The following is an 18,195-nucleotide window of genomic DNA, read 5'->3' on the forward strand; positions in this document are numbered from 1 at the left end:
CAATGGATCTGTGTGCAGGACCACTGTCGGAGCAGGCTAGCTTTTACAATGGATCTGCGTGCACAGGACCACTGAGGGAGCAGGCTAGCTTTTACAATGGAACTGCGTGCACAGGACCACTGAGGGAGCAGGCTAGCTTTTACAATGGAACTGCGTGCACAGGACCACTGTGGGAGCAGGCTAGCTTTTACAATGGAGCTGCGTGCACAGGACCAATGTGGGAGCCAGCCTGCTGGCGATGAGGCCAGTCCAGCCAATACAAATCTACTGAGCAGTGCGCGCCGGCATCAGCTTCAACGTGCTTCGCGTGTTGGCGATCACTTCCTCATCATTCAGGTGCGCCTGGAAGTAGAGCCCGTCGACATACGCCTCAGCTTGATCATCGTAGTGGCTATCAAACGGCACACCGCTTTGGCCGACCGGGTTGACGGTCAAACTGTGAGCCGGGTCGGCGAAGTCGATCAACCGCCGCGTCGATGGGCCGTAAGTCACCGGCCAAGGCGCCGGGCCGATCTTGGCCGAAAGGTTGTTCGGTACTTCATGGCTGCCGGGCGCGTCGAACGGGCCGACGTTGAAGATTAGATCCAACGGTTTTTGCTGCCCCAGCGGATGGCCATGCGTGAGTGTGTGTGCCTTGCCCCATTGCCATTGCGAGAAATCTGCGCCCAGCGTGGTCTTGAGGTGCGCAATGCTCGCCTGCCACGCGACTTTCACCGTATCGGCGCGCGTCTCTTTGGCGGGTGTGTTGCGGTTGTCCCACCAAGGTGAATCGGCATTCGCTGCCAGACGCGGCAGCGCAGCATCTATGATTCGCGTGGAGAGTAGCGTTTCGAAGAAGTCGTTCCCCAATTCGTCGCGCATTGCCGCGTCAGCCAGGTTGAACAGGAACTGGTTGAACAGCGTGGCGCTGGTGGAATCCATTGGGTAGTCGCCTGGCCACTGGGCCAGTTGTTCAACCAGTTTGAGTTCGGCGGGATCAGTCACCACTTCTCGCAATACCGGCAACAACGGCGCTAAAAGGCGCGGGCCATAGGCGGTGGTGGTGCCCAGTTGCAGCTTCTGGCTGGCCTCCAGATCCCACTTGATGCTTTTTTCGCTGAGCTGACGATTGAGCTGCTGCCCGCGGTCAGCCAGGTTGTAGTAACCAGGAATTTCCATGCCAGTGGTCGAAACTGGCTGGAAGTTGGCCGAAACGATATACCCTCGCGCCGGATTCTCTTCCTGCGGGTTGGCACTGAAGGGATAGAAGCCATCCTTATCTGCCTCGGCGCTGGCGCCATCAAGAATGAATTCCGGGCGCACACCCGCCGGGCGTTTTGGCAACTGCGCCGCCGCCCACCAGCCGATGTCGCCCTTGGCGTTGGCCCAGACAATGTTCAGCCCCGGTGCCTGGACCTTGGCTGCGGCAGTGCGGGCCTTGGCCAGGGTGTCGGCGCGGTTGAGCTGGTAGAAGCCTTCAAGAATAGGGTTCTGGGTTTCGAGAAAGCCCCACCACATCGCAATCGGCGTTTTACCGACGCTGGCGCCCAACGCATCGTTGACGATCGGCCCATGCGGCGACTGGCGCAGCACCAGTGTCACCGGTGGCTGGCCTTTGACCGCAATCTGCTGTTCGCTGGTGACCATGTCCACCCATTTACCGCTGTACCAAACCTGATTCGGGTTGTCCGGATTGACCTTCTCGGCGATCAAGTCCATGTCGTCGTTCTGGAACATCGTGATGCTCCAGCCGAAGTCACGGTTCATTCCCAGTGACGCGAACGGCATCAACGCTTGATAGTGACCGTACAATTCAAAACCCGGCGCCGACAGTTGTGCTTCGTACCACACCGACGGTACGGAGAAGCGAATATGCGGGTCACCGGCCAGCAATGGCTTACCGCTTTTGGTCCGACTGCCGGAGACGACCCAGGCGTTGCTGCCTTCGAACTGCGGCAAGCCATTGTCGGCCAATGCTTGTTCGCTAAGGCGGGCGAGGGCATTCAGGTCTTTCCAGTCGGCGCTGGCCAGTGGCGCCGCGAGCTTTGCGCGATTGTTCGCCAGCACCCCTTTGGGCTGCCAGTCCAGGTCGAAGACATTCAGGTAATCGGCACCCAACTGATCGCGGACGTAGGTCAGCAACGGTTCGGTGCGAAACGCCACGGCAAAACTGTAGGCCATGTAACCGGCAATGCTGATGGTGTCCTGCGCGGTGAACGGGCGTTTTGGAATGCCCAGCACATCGAACTCGGCAGGTTTGGGATGGCTGTCCTGATACTGGTTGATGCCATCCAGATACGCTTGCATGGCCGTCCATGCCGGCGATTGTTTATCCAGGCTTGCGAGGTAGGTGTCGGCCCTTTCGCGAATGCGCAGGCTGCGCATCAGTTTGTCAGTGTCGAGCAGTTTGGGCCCGAGCACTTCGGCCAACTCGCCACGGGCCAGGCGCCGCATGATTTCCATCTGGAACAATCGGTCCTGGGCGTGAACGTAACCGAGGGCGCGATACATGTCCGTCTCGTTTTGCGCGCGGACATGCGGGATGCCGCGCTCGTCGTAACGCACGGTGACCGTGCCTTGCAGGTGTTGCAGCTCAACCATGCCCTGGCGCGTGGGTTGTTTGCTGTAGACGTACCCGCCAGCGCCCGCAGCGAGCGCGGCAATCAGCACGGCAAGAACGGTCAGGCTACGTTTCATGGAGATTCCTTGTTGTTATTAGAGACAGCATTTCCCTGGCGCCATGGTTTATCACGGCTTGCCTGTTTGGCCCATCGCACTAAGGAGGGATTCGAGCTGCTGGTGGGGATTACTGCTTTGCGTCGACTGGCCACGGACAGTAACAACCCACCGCCAGTGTGTGCGTTGCACTCACACCTCGTCCTTCGTTCAGTGCTTGCAGAATCGGTTCGATAAAGCTGTTGCTTGAATTACACGTGAGGCCTTCGCTGTACGGGCCAAAATACGCGAGCTTGCCGCTACGATCCCAGATCGCCACGGCCGGGCTGGCGGGGATCTGTTCGGAACCGGGTAACACGGGGATGTTTTTCAGTCTGCTTAACGTGGTTGGCAACTGCCCGTGGCTGCCAGGCTTTTGTACCGCGTAAAACTCGACGCCTTGTGGCTCATAGCGCTCGACCAATTCCGTCAGGTGCTGCTGATTACCCACGTTGCACGGGCAGGCCGGGTCCCAGAAGTGTACGAGGCGGATGGCGCCGGGGCCGGCCAGGTTGTCTGGCAGGCGCAGCGGGTCGCCGGAGAAAACCGCCGTGTGCTCACTGAACGCTCGTAGGTAGCGTCCCTGAAACCAATCATAAGCGGCCCACAGAACGCCGGCACACACGAGGGCGAGCAAACTGGCAAGCAGTGTGGTGCGGTAGGCCGAACGCATGGGTTTCAATCCTCGAAGGTCGGCTAGCTTGCCATGCTTGTCGCGACAGATGAATATCGCAGGCCTATAAAGTCCGTTTCATGTTCTGGAATTGCTCATGCCTGCCACTTTCGACCCCGATCATTTGCGCGCCAGCCTGCGGCCATTGGCGCAAGGACTCGCATTGTCGGTGGAGGCTCTGGCGTACCAGCGTTTTTACGGCCTGGATTTTTCAGGACGCAACGTGCGCAGTGGCCTGGGGCGTTTCGAGGTGGATGGTTATCAATTGGTGAGCCAGTTCTGGTGGCCGGAACGGGCGAAGGCGACGCTGTTTGTGTTCCACGGTTTTTATGACCACACCGGGCTCTATCGGCATGTGATCGAGTGGGCACTGGATCAGGGGTTTGCAGTGATCGCCTGCGACCTGCCAGGCCATGGCCTGTCCAGTGGTGAACGCGCCAGCATCAAGGATTTCGCCGAGTACCAGGACACGCTGCAGGGTTTGTTCGCCGAGGCAAAATCCCTGGATTTGCCGCAACCCTGGCACTTGTGCGGGCAAAGTACCGGTGGAGCGATCGTGATTGACCATGTGTTGAACCACGGCGTTGGCAGCCCGGCTCAAGGCCAGGTGATTCTGCTGTCACCGCTGGTACGGCCGCGCGCCTGGGGCTGGTCGAAGCTGAGTTATTACTTGCTCAAGCCTTTCGTCAACGCCATCGCCCGGCGCTTCAGCGAGAACTCCAACGACCCCGATTTTTTGCCGTTCCTGCAGGCCGATCCGTTGCAGCCCTTGCGTCTGCCGACGGCATGGGTCGGGGCGCTGGCGCAATGGATCACACGCATCGAAGCCGCACCGAGCAGTACCCGTCGGCCGCTGATTGTGCAGGGGCAAGCGGACATGACGGTGGATTGGGTGCATAACCTTGAGGTGTTGAAAGCCAAGTTTGATCGCCCGCAAGTGCTGATGCTGTCAGAGGCCAGGCATCATCTGGCGAATGAAACGGCGGTGTTGCGAGGGGAGTACTTCGGGTTTTTGAGCAAGCGGATCAAGGGGCGCAATCTTTAGGGTCGTCAAGAGCCGCGTCGCGGGAAAGCCCCCCACAGGTTAGGCGCTCATTTCGAAATGGCGAGCGGGCTTGCACGCGAAAAGGCCCTCGCCGCTGCCGAAATTACTGACTGGTGTTCGACGGATTCTGCCCCACCGCCAAGCCTGCACGAATCGCCGCCAGTGCAGCCTGGTAGTACGCCTTGCCTTCGGCGGACTCTGCAAACGTGGCGAACTCTTCCAGTTCGTTATCCGACAGGTCGCGATAAACGTACAGCAGCGTATTGTTCAGATCGCTGCCGATTTGATCCATCAAACGCTGGCGCTGACCATTCAACATGCCCTGCGCCTGACCGCCACCCAGCAAACCAGGGATCATCGAACTCAGGCTATCGGCCGCCACGCCTGCAATCGCCAAGGTGACTTCGGCACCGGCTTCGCGAGCGGGCAAGGCCTGAGCCAAGTGACCGATGATCAATAGACGGCTGTCAGTCGCCGGCATCTTGGGCAGGCCCTTGGCGTTTTTTGCCAGTTGATCACGCCGGGTGGCGAGCAATTCGGCGGCGACGACTTTCTTGCCCAGCGGCGATTGAAAGAACGTCAGTGCAGGTTTCGGGTCGGCGAGTGTCTTGCGCAATTGTGCTTCGGCGCGTTGGTCAACGGCTTGCGGCGCAAAACGCTGATTGCTGTTATTGACCAGTGCTTGATAGACCGCGGGCGGAAGGCTGCTCTGATATCGCAGCTGAGCAGTGGCAAGAGCATCGTTGAAATGCGCGCGCTGGTCTGGCCAACCGGCGACCTTGTACAACTGGTCGTGGTCGTCTGCCCAAGCAGGCAAAGCACAGAGCATCAACAGTGAAAAAAGCAAACGACGCATAGGGACTCCTGTCAGCAGGCGACTATTCTCCGTGCGGCTTTCGTACTTGTCGAGAATTCGTATCAAGGCGCCGTGTGGCTCTGTCGGATTTGCAGGCACAGGAATACTATGCGCGCCATGCAAATACCCTCTGATCACCCGCTGCTGTTACGTATCGTCGATGACCTGGCCACACACGGCTGGTCGCAGCAGAATATTTTCCTGCCCCAGGCTCTGACCCTGGAACTGGCGGCTGAGTGCCGTAAACGCGCTGCCGAAGGTGAATTGGCCCCGGCCGCTGTGGGCCGCGGGCCGACTTCGGAGATACGTGAAGGCATTCGCGGTGACCATATTCAGTGGATCGAACCAGGCCAGGCGCTGGCGTGCGACAGTTATCTGCAATTGATGAACAGCCTGCGCGAGGCCATGAATCGTGGCTTGTACCTGGGCCTGGAAGATTTCGAAAGCCATTTTGCGATGTACCCTCCAGGTGCTTTTTACCTCAAGCATGTCGACCGCTTTCGCGATGACGACCGCCGCATGGTCTCAGCTGTCGTTTACCTCAATGACGCCTGGCTGCCTGAACAGGGTGGCCAGTTGCGTATGTACCTCGGCGACACGGTTGAATACGATGTCGTACCCACCGGCGGATGCCTGGTGGTATTTCTGTCGGGTGAAGTCCCCCACGAAGTTTTGCCCGCAACCCGGGATCGCCTGTCATTGACCGGGTGGTTTCGCTGTCGGGGTAACGAGCCGTTCTGATCATGCAAAAAATTCTGGTAAGCCGCTGTCTGTTGGGCCATCGCGTACGTTACGACGGTGGCGCGAGTGGGCCGTTCGATCAGCTTCAGCAGTGGATCGAAGAGGGCCGTGTCGTGCCGCTGTGTCCAGAGGTTGCAGGCGGGTTGCCGACGCCGAGGGCCGCTGCAGAAATCCCGGGTGGGCAGGGCCGCGAAGTGCTCGATGGCCAAGCGTCGGTGATGACCACCGAGGGCGAAGATGTCAGTGCCGCATTTTTATCCGGTGCTTATCAGGCGCTGGAACTGGTGCAAAAGCACGGCATCCGCATCGCGGTGCTCAAGGCCAATAGCCCCTCGTGCGGGAATCTGCTGACCTATGACGGGACTTTCAGCGGCGTAAAGGTCCAGGGTGAAGGCGTCACGGCGGCGTTGCTCAAGCGCCATGGCGTTCAGGTGTTCAGTGAGCTGGAGCTGCCTCAAGCGGCGGCGGCATTGAACACTCGAATCTGATATCCGCCGCAAAACCTTGTACGCGCTGGCTTGCCAGCGATGAGGTCATCACCGTCAACATTCTTGTTGGCTGCTCCACTGCCATCGCCGGCAAGCCAGCTCCCACCGTTGATTCCTGCTATCTCAGGGTTTCGGCGCCACGCTCGTATCCGCTCCAAACCACTTCTGTGACAACGCTTCCATGCGCCCATCCGCTTTTATCCGTTGCAACGCATTCTGCAGGCTGGCGTGAAATGCCGGGTTACCTTTCTGAAATGGAATAACCAGGCTGACAGGCGCAATGTCTTTCGGCTTTTTTTCGGTCAGCGACTGCACCAGCAGAATCGAGCGCGGTTCTTCTTTCTGCGCGATCAAATCCGTATCGGTGTAGCTGTAAGGTTCGCTGAAGTCGAAACGATCTTTCAGTTCCGGGGTCATTGCTATGTGGTTGATGGCGATGTCGTACTTGCCGCTCTCGACACCGGGTAACAAATCGCTGGAATCGGTGACGACAAATTCGGCCCGCACGTCCAGCTCGGTCGCTAATAGCTGACCCAGTTCGACTTCGAAACCGGCGAGTTTGTCGTCCTCCTTGAAATTGAACAGCGGTGTATTAGCCTCAAGAGCGATGCGCAATTCGCCGCGGTCATTAACATCGTCAATCAGTTCGGCATGAGCCAAAGGGCTCAAAAGGGGAAGCAGGCAGATCAGGCCAGGCAAAAAACGCATGGTCACTCCTTTGAATTCATTATCGCGACGCTCGGTTCAGGCTCGCTTTGCTATGGTTGTCGAGAGCCTTCGACAACGAATGGTCGTGAAGTTGTCATGACCACGCGAATTTTACGGAAAAACTGGAGAAGAGAATGAAAACGTTCATGTCACGAGCAGCATTCGCTGGAGTGTTGCTGAGTGCTTCGATGCTGGCAACAGCTGCGACTCCGGCACCTAAAGGTGCAGAAGTGTTCATCGTGTCCCCGGCTGACGGTGCCACCGTCAGTCAGGAATTCCTGGTTAAATTCGGCGTCAAGGATGTCGCGCTCGCGCCGGCAGGGGATGTCACCAAAAACACCGGCCACCATCACCTGTTGATCGACGTAGACAAGTTGCCTGCCGCCGGCGCGCCAATTCCGCTGGACGCCAATCATATACACTTCGGCAAGGCTCAAACCGAGGCCACCATCAAACTGGCACCGGGCAAGCACACCTTGCAGCTTGAGTTGGGTGATAGCGGCCACATGCCGTTCGATCCGCCAATCGTTTCGAAAAAGATCACTGTCAACGTCCAATAACGTTGTAGCGCCCATGAAAAAGGAGACCCGAAGGTCTCCTTTTTTTGTCGCTCAAGTGGCTATCAGAACAAAACGCGGCTACGGATAGTGCCGTTGATGTGCTGCAGCTTCTCTTGCGCCAGGTCCGAGTACTCGGCGTCTACGTCGATCACAACATAGCCGACTTTCTCGTTGGTCTGCAGGAACTGACCGGAAATGTTGATGCCGTTTTCCGCGAAGACCTTGTTGATCTCCATCATCACACCTGGGATGTTCTGGTGGATGTGCAGCAAACGGTGCTTGCCAGGGTGAGCCGGCAGCGCTACTTCCGGGAAGTTGACCGAGGACACCGACGTACCGTTGTCGCTGTACTTGACCAGTTTTTCCGACACTTCCAGGCCGATGTTGGCTTGGGCTTCAGCGGTGGAACCGCCGATGTGCGGGGTCAGGATCACATTGTCCAGGCCACGCAGCGGGCTTTCGAAGATGTCGTCGTTGGAGCGTGGCTCTACCGGGAATACGTCGATGGCGGCGCCGATCAAGTGCTTGTCCTTGATCGCCTCAGCCAGGGCGTCCAGTTCGACCACGGTGCCGCGCGCGGCGTTGATCAGGATCCCGCCCTTCTTGATGGCGCGGATTTCCTTCTCGCCGATCATCCACTGGGTCTCAGCGGTTTCCGGAACATGCAAAGTGACGATGTCCGACATGCCCAGCAGTTCGTTCAGGCTCGACACCTGAGTGGCGTTGCCCAATGGCAGCTTGGTCAGGGTGTCATAGAAAAACACCTGCATGCCCAGGCCTTCGGCCAATACCGACAGTTGCGTGCCGATCGAGCCGTAACCGACGATACCCAGTTTTTTGCCACGGATTTCGAAGGAATTGGCAGCGCTTTTGATCCAGCCGCCACGGTGGCAGGAAGCGTTCTTCTCGGGGATGCCGCGCAGCAACAGGATAGCCTCGGCCAGTACCAGCTCGGCGACAGAGCGGGTGTTGGAGTACGGTGCGTTGAACACCGCGATGCCGCGCTCGCGCGCCGCGTTGAGGTCGACCTGGTTGGTGCCGATGCAGAAACAGCCGACAGCCACCAACTTCTTGGCGTGATCGAAGATTTCTTCGGTCAGCTGAGTGCGGGAGCGAATGCCGATAAAATGCGCATCGGCGATCTTTTCCTTGAGCTGGGCTTCCGGCAGAGAACTGGTGATGTACTCAATGCTGGAGTACCCAGCAGCCTTCAGAACTTCGACGGCCGATGGGTGGACGCCTTCCAGAAGAAGGAACTTGATCTTGCTCTTATCGAGAGAAGTCTTGCTCATCTGCGTAAACCTGTATCCCGGAAAAAAATGGCAGGAAGTGGTCAGTGGACGCTGACCCGGACGGCAAGAAAGCCGTCGCCGCAGAACAGCCTTTGGGCACTACCCTGCGGGGTCGGTATGCTAGCATATGCACCCCGCTAAACACTCATTCCTGCGACGTGAAGCGTTCTCAGGATGACCATGAATTGTTCGAGAGTTCTGTCGATGACCAATCCTGCCCTGATTGATGAGCTGAAGACCCTGGTTGAGCCTGGCAAGGTGCTGACCGATGCCGACTCCCTGAATGCTTACGGCAAGGATTGGACCAAGCATTTCGCCCCGGCCCCGACGGCCATTGTGTTCCCCAAGACCACTGAACAAGTGCAGGCCATTGTCCGTTGGGCCAACGAGCGCAAAGTGGCGCTGGTGCCGTCCGGTGGTCGTACCGGGCTTTCCGCTGCGGCGGTCGCTGCCAATGGCGAAGTGGTCGTATCGTTCGACTATATGAATCAAATCCTTGAGGTGAACCTCACCGACCGCACGGCAGTTTGCCAGCCAGGCGTGGTCACCGAGCACCTGCAGAACGTGGCAGAAGAAAAAGGTTTGTACTATCCGGTGGACTTCGCTTCGGCAGGCTCCAGCCAGATTGGCGGCAATATCGGCACCAATGCCGGCGGAATCAAGGTTATTCGCTACGGCATGACCCGTAACTGGGTCGCTGGCATGAAAGTCGTGACCGGCAAGGGTGATCTGCTGGAACTGAACCGCGACCTGATCAAGAACGCCACCGGTTACGACATGCGTCAGCTGTTCATTGGCGCTGAAGGCACACTGGGTTTTGTGGTCGAAGCGACCATGCGCCTGGATCGCGCCCCGAAAAACCTCACCGCCATGGTCCTCGGTACCACCGATTTCGATTCGATCATGCCGGTGCTTCACGCGTTTCAGAACAAGCTCGACCTGACCGCGTTCGAATTTTTCTCTGACAAGGCATTGGCCAAGGTCATGGCGCGCGGCGACGTGCCGGCTCCGTTCGAGTCCGATTGCCCTTTTTATGCGTTGCTGGAGTTCGAAGCGACCACTGAAGAAGTGGCCAACGATGCGCTGGAAACCTTCGAGCATTGTGTCGAGCAGGGCTGGGTGCTGGACGGCGTGATGAGCCAAAGCGAAACCCAACTGCAAAACCTGTGGAAGCTGCGCGAGTACATCTCCGAAACCATCTCCCACTGGACGCCATATAAAAACGATATTTCGGTGACTGTGTCGAAAGTCCCGGCGTTCTTGAAGGAAATCGATGCGATCGTCGGCGAACACTACCCGGACTTCGAAATCGTCTGGTTCGGTCACATCGGCGACGGCAACCTGCACTTGAACATCCTCAAGCCAGAAGACCTGAGCAAAGACGAGTTCTTCGCCAAGTGCGCCACGGTGAACAAGTGGGTATTTGAAACCGTCGAGAAGTACAACGGCTCAATCTCCGCCGAGCACGGCGTGGGCATGACCAAGCGTGACTACTTGACCTACAGCCGCTCTGCGGTTGAGATCGAGTACATGAAAGCCGTCAAAGCGGTGTTCGACCCGAACGGCATCATGAACCCGGGCAAGATCTTCGCGGTTCAAGCTGCGAACTAAAGTATCCACGAGGCAGGAGTCGGTAAATGAGCTATCAGCACCAGTATGTCGACGGTACACGTATTCACTTCCCGCTCGGGAAAGTGGTGTGCATTGGCCGCAATTACGCCGAGCATGCCAAGGAACTGGACAATCCGGTGCCTACCGAACCCTTGCTGTTCATTAAACCGGGCAGTTGCGTGGTCGCGCTGGAGGGTGGTTTTGCCATTCCGACCGAGCGCGGTTCGGTGCATTACGAGGCGGAAATTGCGGTGTTGATCGGCAAGCCGCTGTCGACCAAGCCAAGCCGTGAAGAAGTGCTGGACGCCATCTCCGGTTTTGCCCCGGCGCTGGACCTGACCTTGCGTGACAAGCAGGCCGAGCTGAAATCCAAAGGTTTGCCTTGGGAAGTCGCCAAATCTTTTGACGGTGCCGCGGTGATCGCGCCGTTCGTGTCTGGCAGTACGTTTGCAGACCTCACCGATATCGGCATCCGCCTGACCATCAATGGTGAAGTGCGCCAGGACGGCAACAGCAAAGACATGCTGAACCCGATCGTGCCGATGATTCAGTACATGGCTGGTTGCTTCTCGCTGCAGGCGGGTGATGTGATCCTCACCGGGACGCCGGTCGGCGTTGGCCCGCTGAATGTCGGTGATGAACTGGTGCTGGAATTGCCCGGCGCCAGCAGTTTCACCAGCAGCGTGCGCTAGATCTGTGAGAGCGAGCCTGCTCGCGATGGCGGTGGAACGCTCAACAGAGATGTTGAATGTGAAAACCTCATCGCGGGCAAGCTAACTCCCGCAAGGCAACGTGCTCTTGTGTTTCAAGGGCTTTGCTGGCATTGCCGTTTTTTTCACAACTTTTCTGGATAATTTCGCGGATCACGGCGTTTGAGCCAATCCCAATTGTGCTATTACCCATAGCCTGAATTTCTGGAACGTTTCCCCTCATGGCTACCCAACCGCTGCCCGAGCTTAAAACTGCACGTCGTTCGCGCTTTGCAATGCGCTGGTATTCCTGGGTTTTGCTGGCGCTGGCCGCCGCGTATGGCCTCGCGTATGCCATGCATTGGGATGATCGCGGTGTGCTGTGGGTGCTGGAGCGTTTCGAAAGTCCTGCCGAACGCCAGGAAAGTATCTGGCTCCCGGATTACCACGCGGTCATCGACGCCAAACTGCTGCCTGGCATGGAAAAGGATGAAGCCTCCGACCTCGCTTACAACCCTCAAACCAAAACCCTGTTCTCGGTCATGGGCAAAAATCCGTTCCTGGTCGAACTGACGCTGCAGGGTGACGTGTTGCGCAAAATGCCCTTGGTGGGCTGGGCCAACCCGGAAGGTGTGACGGTGATGGGCAACGGCTTGTTGGCGATTGTCGATGAGCGCAAACACATCTTGTCGGTGGTCAAGGTTGATGCGGATACGCGAGAGCTGAATTTCGACAGCTTCCCGAAATACGACCTCGGTCCTTCGAAAGATCAGAACAAGGCATTCGAAGGCGTCGTCTGGGATTCGCGTAATCAACACATGCTGTTGGGTGAAGAACGTCCACCCGCGTTGTTCACCTGGAAGAGCAATGACGGCCAGACGCTCACTGGCGACAAACAGAAGCTGGCAAGCAACGAGCTGGATATTCGCAATCTCTCGGCGCTGGCCATCGACCCGCGCACCGGGCATACGCTGGTGTTGTCTGCAGACTCGCACCTGCTGCTGGAGCTGGACGAGACGGGTGAGCAAGTCAGCTTCATGACCTTGCTCGGCGGTTTCAACGGTTTGAAAAAGACCATTCCGCGCGCCGAAGGCGTCACCATGGATGAGTCTGGCACGCTGTACATGGTGAGCGAGCCGAACCTGTTTTACCGTTTCGAAAAACAGCGCTAACCCGTAGATTTTCAGGAGCAGTGCCGCCCGGTTGAAGGACTGGGCAACTGGCCATTAAGCTTCAGTTCAGACTGCCGTGGTATTTCATCCGCCCGTCCTGTTTCCGAGCTTGCCTGAATGCGCCGACTTGCCCGTCCAAACCCGATGATCCTGATCCTGTCGGTGCTTGTTTTGATTGCGCTGATTGCAATAGGCCAGTATCTACGGCTGTTCGAGCGCGCCTGGTTCAATTTGCATACGCTGTGGCAGCCAGATAGCGAACTGTCCATTGGCCTTGATCGCTATCAGGTCGTCGTCGAGGCACGGGTCATTGAGGGTCTGGACGATGACGTTTCGGCGTTGACCTACGATCCGGTGCGCAAAAGCCTGTTCACCGTCACCAACAAAAACTCCGAGCTGATCGAGCTGTCGCTGGAAGGGCGAATTATTCGCCGCATAGCGCTGGTCGGTTTTGGTGATCCTGAAGCGGTTGAGTTCATCAGCGCCGACACCTATGTGCTCACCGACGAGAGCCAGCAACGGCTGATCAAGATTCATCTGGAGGAGGGCACCACGTTTCTCGATGCCGCGGATGCCGAGCAGATGACACTGGGCGTGCACATGAGCGGCAATACCGGTTTCGAGGGGCTGGCTTACGACTCGGTGGGTAAACGCCTGTTTGTCGCGAAGGAACGTAACCCAATGTTGATTTATGAAGTGCAGGGTTTTCCGCATTACAACTCGGAAAAATCCTACGCAGTGCACGTGATCAACGACCCCAAACGCGATGCCGGGATGTTTGTACGAGATCTTTCGAGCCTTCAGTACGACGAGCGCAGCGGGCATCTGCTGGCGCTTTCCGACGAGTCCCGATTGATTCTTGAGCTGGACGTGGACGGGCGACCACTGAGTACCCTGTCATTGCGCAAGGGGCGTCAGGGTTTGCAAAAGACCGTGCCGCAACCTGAAGGGATTGCCATGGACGACGACGGCACGATGTACCTGGTGAGCGAGCCGAATTTGTTTTACGTCTTCAAAAAGCCACCACAATCCTGAGCCACACCCCAAAACCTGTGGGAGCGAGCCTGCTCCCACAGGTTTTGCAGTGCGCGTGGGCTTATTGGGCGCGCAGGGTTTTCACGCCTTCACTTGTGCCCAGCAGCAACAGATCCGCCGGGCGCGCCGCGAACAAGCCGTTGGTGACGACGCCGACAATGGCGTTGATTTGGGTTTCCAGCTCCACCGGATTGACGATCTGCATGTTGAACACGTCAAGGATGATGTTGCCGTTGTCGGTCAACACGCCTTCACGGTAAACCGGATCGCCGCCCAGCTTCACCAGCTCGCGAGCTACGTGGCTGCGGGCCATTGGAATCACTTCCACCGGCAGCGGGAAGGCACCGAGCACTGGCACCAGTTTGCTGCCGTCAGCGATGCAGATGAAGGTCTTGGCCACGGCCGCAACAATCTTCTCGCGCGTCAATGCTGCACCGCCGCCCTTGATCAGGTTCAGGTGTGCATCGCTTTCATCCGCCCCGTCGACATAGAACTCGAGGTCGCTGACGGTGTTCAGTTCATACACTGGAATACCGTGGCCCTTGAGACGCGCGGCGGTGGCTTCGGAACTGGCCACTGCGCCATCAAATGCGCCTTTGTGTTTGGCCAGCGCATCAATGAAACAGTTGGCGGTGGAGCCGGTGCCGACCCCGACGATGCTCTTGTCGTCGAGTTTCGGAAGGATGAAGTCGACGGCGGCCTGAGCCACTGCCTGTTTGAGTTGATCCTGAGTCATGCGGGCTCCGAAGCGGGCAAGGAGAGAACGGAAAGGCCGGCATTATAGGCTTCGGGGCGGGGAAGGTCATTGGCCGATTGCCCGATGCGACGGTACGTCAGCGCGAACCGGGTTTATCTGTGGTGAGAAAATTTGTCTGTAGTGATGGGAATGTATCTGTGGTGATCAGGATTATCTGTGGTGAGGGGATTTATCTGTGGTGATCAGGATTATCTGTGGTGAGGAGATTTATATGTGGTGAGGGGATTTATCTGTGGTGATCAGGATTATCTGTGGTGAGGAGATTTGTATGTGGTGAGGGGATTTATCCCCGTTGGAGTGCGAAGCACTCCCTTGGCACTTCGAAGACTCCCCGTGCTGGGGTTTCACGCCGGCTGCGCCGCCGGACGGGGATAAATCCCCTCGCCACAATGGATCCCCAACGCCTGCGGAGGGCTAAAACCACCTGTTTGGTGTGGTCGCACGCCCGAAAGCCGGGTTAGACTCCTTGGCCCTGCCCAACCCGCTCAGTGATGCTTTCCGATGCTCGAACAGTACGTCAAGAAAATCCTCACCTCGCGCGTTTATGACGTTGCCGTAGAAACCCCATTGCAGACTGCCCGCCAGCTCTCCGAGCGGCTGGGCAACACTATCTGGCTCAAGCGCGAAGACTTGCAGCCAGTGTTCTCGTTCAAGATTCGCGGCGCTTACAACAAGCTCACGCAACTGTCCGATGAAGAACGTTCACGCGGCGTCGTTACCGCCTCGGCGGGCAACCACGCACAGGGGTTGGCCCTGGCGGCGAAAGTGCTGGGCGTAAAAGCCACCATCGTCATGCCCAAGACCACCCCGGAAATTAAAGTCGAAGGCGTTCGCTCACGTGGCGGCAAAGTCGTGCTGCACGGCGATTCGTTCCCAGAAGCGCTGGCTTACTCGCTGAAACTGGTCGACGAAAAAGGCTACGTTTACATCCATCCCTACGACGATCCCCACACCATTGCCGGGCAGGGCACGGTGGCGATGGAGATTTTGCGTCAGCACCCTGGGCGCCTCGATGCGATTTTTGTCCCGGTGGGCGGCGGCGGCCTGATCGCCGGCATCGCGGCGTACGTGAAATACCTGCGCCCGGAAATCAAAATCATCGGCGTCGAGCCTGACGATTCCAATTGCCTGCAAGCCGCCATGGCGGCCGGCGAACGAGTAGTGCTGCCGACCGTGGGCATCTTTGCCGATGGCGTTGCGGTGGCTCAAATTGGCCAGCACACCTTCGAGATCTGCAAAGACTACGTAGACGACGTGATCACCGTCAGCACCGACGAAATCTGTGCGGCGATCAAGGACATCTACGACGACACCCGCTCGATCACCGAGCCGGCCGGCGCGTTGGGCGTGGCCGGTATCAAGAAGTATGTCGAGATGACTGGCATCACCGGCCATACCTTCGTAGCGATCGATTCCGGGGCCAACGTCAACTTCGACCGCTTGCGTCACGTCGCCGAGCGCGCCGAATTGGGTGAGGGCCGTGAAGCCATCATCGCCGTGACCATCCCTGAAAAACCGGGCAGTTTCAAGGCGTTCTGCGAAGCCATCGGCAAACGCCAGATCACCGAATTCAACTACCGCTACAACACCGGCAGCGAAGCGCACATTTTCGTTGGCGTGCAGACGCACCCGGAAACCGACCCGCGCAGTGCGCTGATCGCCAGCCTCAGCGACCAGGGTTTCCCGGTGCTTGACCTGACCGACAACGAACTCGCCAAGCTGCACATCCGGCACATGGTGGGCGGACATGCTGCGCACGTGGTCGATGAAGTGGTGCTGCGCTTCGAGTTCCCGGAGCGCCCGGGCGCCTTGTTCAACTTCCTGCATAAGCTGGGCGGGCGCTGGAACATTTCGATGTTCCACTACCGTAACCATGGCGCGGCGGATGGCCGCGTCGTTGCGGGCCTGCAGGTGCCTCACGACGAGCGTCACCTGGTGCCGGCAGCACTGGAAGAAATCGGCTACCCGTATTGGGATGAAAGCGACAACCCGGCGTATCAGTTGTTTCTTGGCTGAGCGGCTACGCTGATGGGCAAGCCATAAGGAATTTGAACAATGGAAACGTTAACTGCCCTGAAAATGGCGCACACCGCAGCGACGGCAATATTGCTGGGCTGTGCGCTGGGCCTGGGAATCTGGGTTTGGAGCACGCGGCGCAACGGAGATGCAACGGCGCCTGCGCGAACCCTTCAGCGCCCGCGAGTGTTCGTCTGGGTGCTGATGGGCCTGGCCTTGTTGAGTATGCCGTTCACTGGCTGGTGGATGGTGCATCTGGTGGGGTGGCCGCTGGGGCAAACCTGGCTGTTGGCGTCCAGCGTGCTGTACACCGTGGCGGCGTTAGTCTGGTTTTGGCTGCTGGTGCGGCTGAACAAACTGCGCAAGGCGCCGGCGGCAGGGAATGGGAAGTTTACGTTTGCCTTGGCGTTGTTCAGTTTTGTCTGTTTTATCGCCATTGCGGGGTTGATGGGCGCCAAGCCGGTTTAAGGCCGGGCACCGAGTCGACCCCATCGCGAGCAGGCTCGCTCCCACATTGGATTCGTGAACGACGCAAATCCCCAGTGGGAGTGAGCCTGCTCGCGACAGCAATATCAGTCGCGCAGACTGATCACCGGCCAGCCACGCTTTTGGGCTTCAGCGCGGAGGTTAGGATCAGGGTCGACAGCCACTGGATGCGTCACCTGCTCCAGCAACGGCAAATCATTCATCGAATCGCTGTAGAAGTAACTGTCTTCGAGCGAATACCCGGTCTCTTCCAGCCAGCGATTCAACCGCGTCACCTTGCCTTCGCGAAAGCATGGCACATCAGTGCTGCGCCCCGTGTAACGGCCATCAGCCATTTCACATTCAGTGGCGATCAGCGTTTCGACACCCAGGCGCTCGGCAATCGGCCCGGTCACAAAACGGTTGGTGGCGGTGATGATCACCAGTTTGTCGCCCGCTGCGCGATGCTTGGCCAGTAATTCGACAGCCTTGGGCAGCATGATGGGCTCGATGCAATCGCGCATGTAGTCGTTGTGCCATTCATTCAGCGTGGCCATCTCGGTGCGGCCGAGGATTTCCAGGCAAAAGTTCAGGTACGCGGCGTTATCCAGCTTGCCGGCCAGGTAGTCCTGATAGAACTCGTCGTTACGTGCCTTGTAGGTCACCGCGTCAAGAAAGCCGCGCTCGCACAGGTAATCGCCCCACGCGTGGTCACTGTCGCCACCCAGAAGTGTGTTGTCCAAGTCGAATAAAGCCAGCCGCATTGCAGTTACTCGCTGAAAAGTCTGTAGAAAGGCGCCCAGAATACGGACTTTTCACAAGAGTGCACATAAGGTTGGCCGGCTCGTTGCTGCCTTCACAACCTTTGTGGAACAATGCGCCGACATGCGTTTGCGAGGTTGTTGCCGTGATCGACCCCGATGGTTTCCGCCCCAATGTCGGGATCATTCTCACGAATGATGCCGGACAGGTGCTATGGGCTCGCCGTATCAATCAAGATGCCTGGCAGTTTCCTCAGGGCGGAATCAACCCCCAGGAGACGCCGGAAGACGCCTTGTACCGCGAGTTGAACGAAGAAGTGGGCCTGGAACGCGAAGATGTTGAAATTCTCGCCTGCACGCGGGGCTGGTTGCGCTATCGTTTGCCGCAACGTCTGGTCAGGACGCACAGCCAACCGCTGTGCATCGGCCAGAAACAGAAATGGTTTCTCCTGCGCCTGATCTCCAACGAGCAGCGGGTGCGGATGGATTTGACCGGTAAACCGGAGTTCGATGGCTGGCGCTGGGTCAGTTATTGGTATCCGTTGGGCCAGGTGGTGACATTCAAGCGCGAGGTGTATCGACGCGCTCTCAAAGAGCTTGCCCCGCGCCTTTTAACGCGCGACTGACGACGG

At 58.1% G+C, this 18,195-nt stretch carries 18 protein-coding genes; 11 read left to right on the forward strand and 7 right to left on the reverse strand.

Annotated features, from left to right (window positions below; translation table 11 throughout):
* Positions 1 to 264: 264 nt before the first annotated feature.
* Both ACQR3R_RS18865 and ACQR3R_RS18870 read right to left on the reverse strand, forming a co-directional pair.
* Complete coding sequence (locus tag ACQR3R_RS18865) at positions 265 to 2,676, reverse strand: penicillin acylase family protein (RefSeq protein WP_428274145.1); 2,412 nt, start codon at positions 2,674 to 2,676, stop codon at positions 265 to 267.
* A gap of 109 nt (positions 2,677 to 2,785) precedes the next feature.
* Positions 2,786 to 3,367: a DUF6436 domain-containing protein gene (locus tag ACQR3R_RS18870; RefSeq protein WP_428274147.1), complete on the reverse strand. Its 582-nt coding sequence runs from the start codon at positions 3,365 to 3,367 to the stop codon at positions 2,786 to 2,788.
* Between the two features lie 97 nt (positions 3,368 to 3,464).
* Here ACQR3R_RS18870 and ACQR3R_RS18875 point away from each other — a divergent pair, with 97 nt between their 5' ends.
* Entirely contained in the window at positions 3,465 to 4,412 is a 948-nt protein-coding gene (locus tag ACQR3R_RS18875; RefSeq protein WP_428274149.1) for a phospholipase BipL, read from the forward strand.
* 103 nt (positions 4,413 to 4,515) lie between these two features.
* Here ACQR3R_RS18875 and ACQR3R_RS18880 read toward each other — a convergent pair whose 3' ends face one another.
* The gene (locus ACQR3R_RS18880) at positions 4,516 to 5,268 is read right to left on the reverse strand and encodes a DUF2059 domain-containing protein (RefSeq protein ID WP_428274151.1); all 753 of its coding nucleotides are present in this window, start codon (positions 5,266 to 5,268) and stop codon (positions 4,516 to 4,518) included.
* Between the two features lie 117 nt (positions 5,269 to 5,385).
* Here ACQR3R_RS18880 and ACQR3R_RS18885 point away from each other — a divergent pair, with 117 nt between their 5' ends.
* On the forward strand, positions 5,386 to 6,009 hold the full coding sequence (locus tag ACQR3R_RS18885; RefSeq protein WP_428274153.1) for a 2OG-Fe(II) oxygenase: 624 nt from the start codon (positions 5,386 to 5,388) through the stop codon (positions 6,007 to 6,009).
* Positions 6,010 to 6,011: 2 nt separating this feature from the next.
* A complete protein-coding gene (locus tag ACQR3R_RS18890; protein WP_428274154.1) occupies positions 6,012 to 6,497 on the forward strand; it encodes a 2-thiouracil desulfurase family protein in 486 nt (161 codons plus the stop codon).
* A 123-nt stretch (positions 6,498 to 6,620) separates the two neighbouring features.
* Here the strand turns inward: ACQR3R_RS18890 and ACQR3R_RS18895 are convergent, their stop codons facing one another.
* The gene (locus tag ACQR3R_RS18895; RefSeq protein ID WP_428274156.1) at positions 6,621 to 7,205 is read right to left on the reverse strand and encodes a transporter substrate-binding domain-containing protein; all 585 of its coding nucleotides are present in this window, start codon (positions 7,203 to 7,205) and stop codon (positions 6,621 to 6,623) included.
* A gap of 134 nt (positions 7,206 to 7,339) precedes the next feature.
* Here ACQR3R_RS18895 and ACQR3R_RS18900 point away from each other — a divergent pair, with 134 nt between their 5' ends.
* Positions 7,340 to 7,765: a DUF4399 domain-containing protein gene (locus tag ACQR3R_RS18900; RefSeq protein ID WP_428274158.1), complete on the forward strand. Its 426-nt coding sequence runs from the start codon at positions 7,340 to 7,342 to the stop codon at positions 7,763 to 7,765.
* A gap of 62 nt (positions 7,766 to 7,827) precedes the next feature.
* Here ACQR3R_RS18900 and serA read toward each other — a convergent pair whose 3' ends face one another.
* Positions 7,828 to 9,057 carry a phosphoglycerate dehydrogenase gene (serA, locus tag ACQR3R_RS18905; protein WP_428274160.1) on the reverse strand — a complete coding sequence of 410 codons (1,230 nt, stop codon included), beginning with the start codon at positions 9,055 to 9,057 and terminating at the stop codon, positions 7,828 to 7,830.
* A 204-nt stretch (positions 9,058 to 9,261) separates the two neighbouring features.
* Between serA and ACQR3R_RS18910 the strand changes: the two genes are divergently transcribed.
* The 4 genes from ACQR3R_RS18910 to ACQR3R_RS18925 all read left to right on the forward strand — a co-directional run bounded on the left by ACQR3R_RS18910 (position 9,262) and on the right by ACQR3R_RS18925 (position 13,564).
* The gene (locus ACQR3R_RS18910) at positions 9,262 to 10,668 is read left to right on the forward strand and encodes an FAD-linked oxidase C-terminal domain-containing protein (RefSeq protein ID WP_428274161.1); all 1,407 of its coding nucleotides are present in this window, start codon (positions 9,262 to 9,264) and stop codon (positions 10,666 to 10,668) included.
* Between the two features lie 26 nt (positions 10,669 to 10,694).
* Entirely contained in the window at positions 10,695 to 11,360 is a 666-nt protein-coding gene (locus ACQR3R_RS18915) for a fumarylacetoacetate hydrolase family protein (RefSeq protein WP_428274162.1), read from the forward strand.
* 239 nt (positions 11,361 to 11,599) lie between these two features.
* On the forward strand, positions 11,600 to 12,529 hold the full coding sequence (locus ACQR3R_RS18920; RefSeq protein ID WP_428274164.1) for an SdiA-regulated domain-containing protein: 930 nt from the start codon (positions 11,600 to 11,602) through the stop codon (positions 12,527 to 12,529).
* 117 nt (positions 12,530 to 12,646) lie between these two features.
* Positions 12,647 to 13,564 carry an SdiA-regulated domain-containing protein gene (locus ACQR3R_RS18925; protein ID WP_428274166.1) on the forward strand — a complete coding sequence of 306 codons (918 nt, stop codon included), beginning with the start codon at positions 12,647 to 12,649 and terminating at the stop codon, positions 13,562 to 13,564.
* Between the two features lie 61 nt (positions 13,565 to 13,625).
* On the opposite strand, the gene rpiA is transcribed toward ACQR3R_RS18925, so the two are convergent.
* The gene (rpiA, locus tag ACQR3R_RS18930; RefSeq protein WP_428274168.1) at positions 13,626 to 14,300 is read right to left on the reverse strand and encodes a ribose-5-phosphate isomerase RpiA; all 675 of its coding nucleotides are present in this window, start codon (positions 14,298 to 14,300) and stop codon (positions 13,626 to 13,628) included.
* Between the two features lie 522 nt (positions 14,301 to 14,822).
* Here rpiA and ilvA point away from each other — a divergent pair.
* The gene (gene ilvA / locus ACQR3R_RS18935; protein ID WP_428274170.1) at positions 14,823 to 16,337 is read left to right on the forward strand and encodes a threonine ammonia-lyase, biosynthetic; all 1,515 of its coding nucleotides are present in this window, start codon (positions 14,823 to 14,825) and stop codon (positions 16,335 to 16,337) included.
* Between the two features lie 39 nt (positions 16,338 to 16,376).
* The gene (locus tag ACQR3R_RS18940; RefSeq protein WP_428274172.1) at positions 16,377 to 16,805 is read left to right on the forward strand and encodes a DUF2269 family protein; all 429 of its coding nucleotides are present in this window, start codon (positions 16,377 to 16,379) and stop codon (positions 16,803 to 16,805) included.
* Between the two features lie 104 nt (positions 16,806 to 16,909).
* Here ACQR3R_RS18940 and ACQR3R_RS18945 read toward each other — a convergent pair whose 3' ends face one another.
* On the reverse strand, positions 16,910 to 17,566 hold the full coding sequence (locus tag ACQR3R_RS18945; RefSeq protein ID WP_428274174.1) for a histidinol-phosphatase: 657 nt from the start codon (positions 17,564 to 17,566) through the stop codon (positions 16,910 to 16,912).
* Positions 17,567 to 17,709: 143 nt separating this feature from the next.
* Between ACQR3R_RS18945 and ACQR3R_RS18950 the strand changes: the two genes are divergently transcribed.
* A complete protein-coding gene (locus ACQR3R_RS18950) occupies positions 17,710 to 18,189 on the forward strand; it encodes an RNA pyrophosphohydrolase (RefSeq protein WP_007945562.1) in 480 nt (159 codons plus the stop codon).
* Positions 18,190 to 18,195 lie beyond the last annotated feature (6 nt).

The sequence above is a fragment of the Gordonia sp. IEGM753 genome, from assembly GCF_050321825.1.
Taxonomy (GTDB): domain Bacteria; phylum Pseudomonadota; class Gammaproteobacteria; order Pseudomonadales; family Pseudomonadaceae; genus Aquipseudomonas.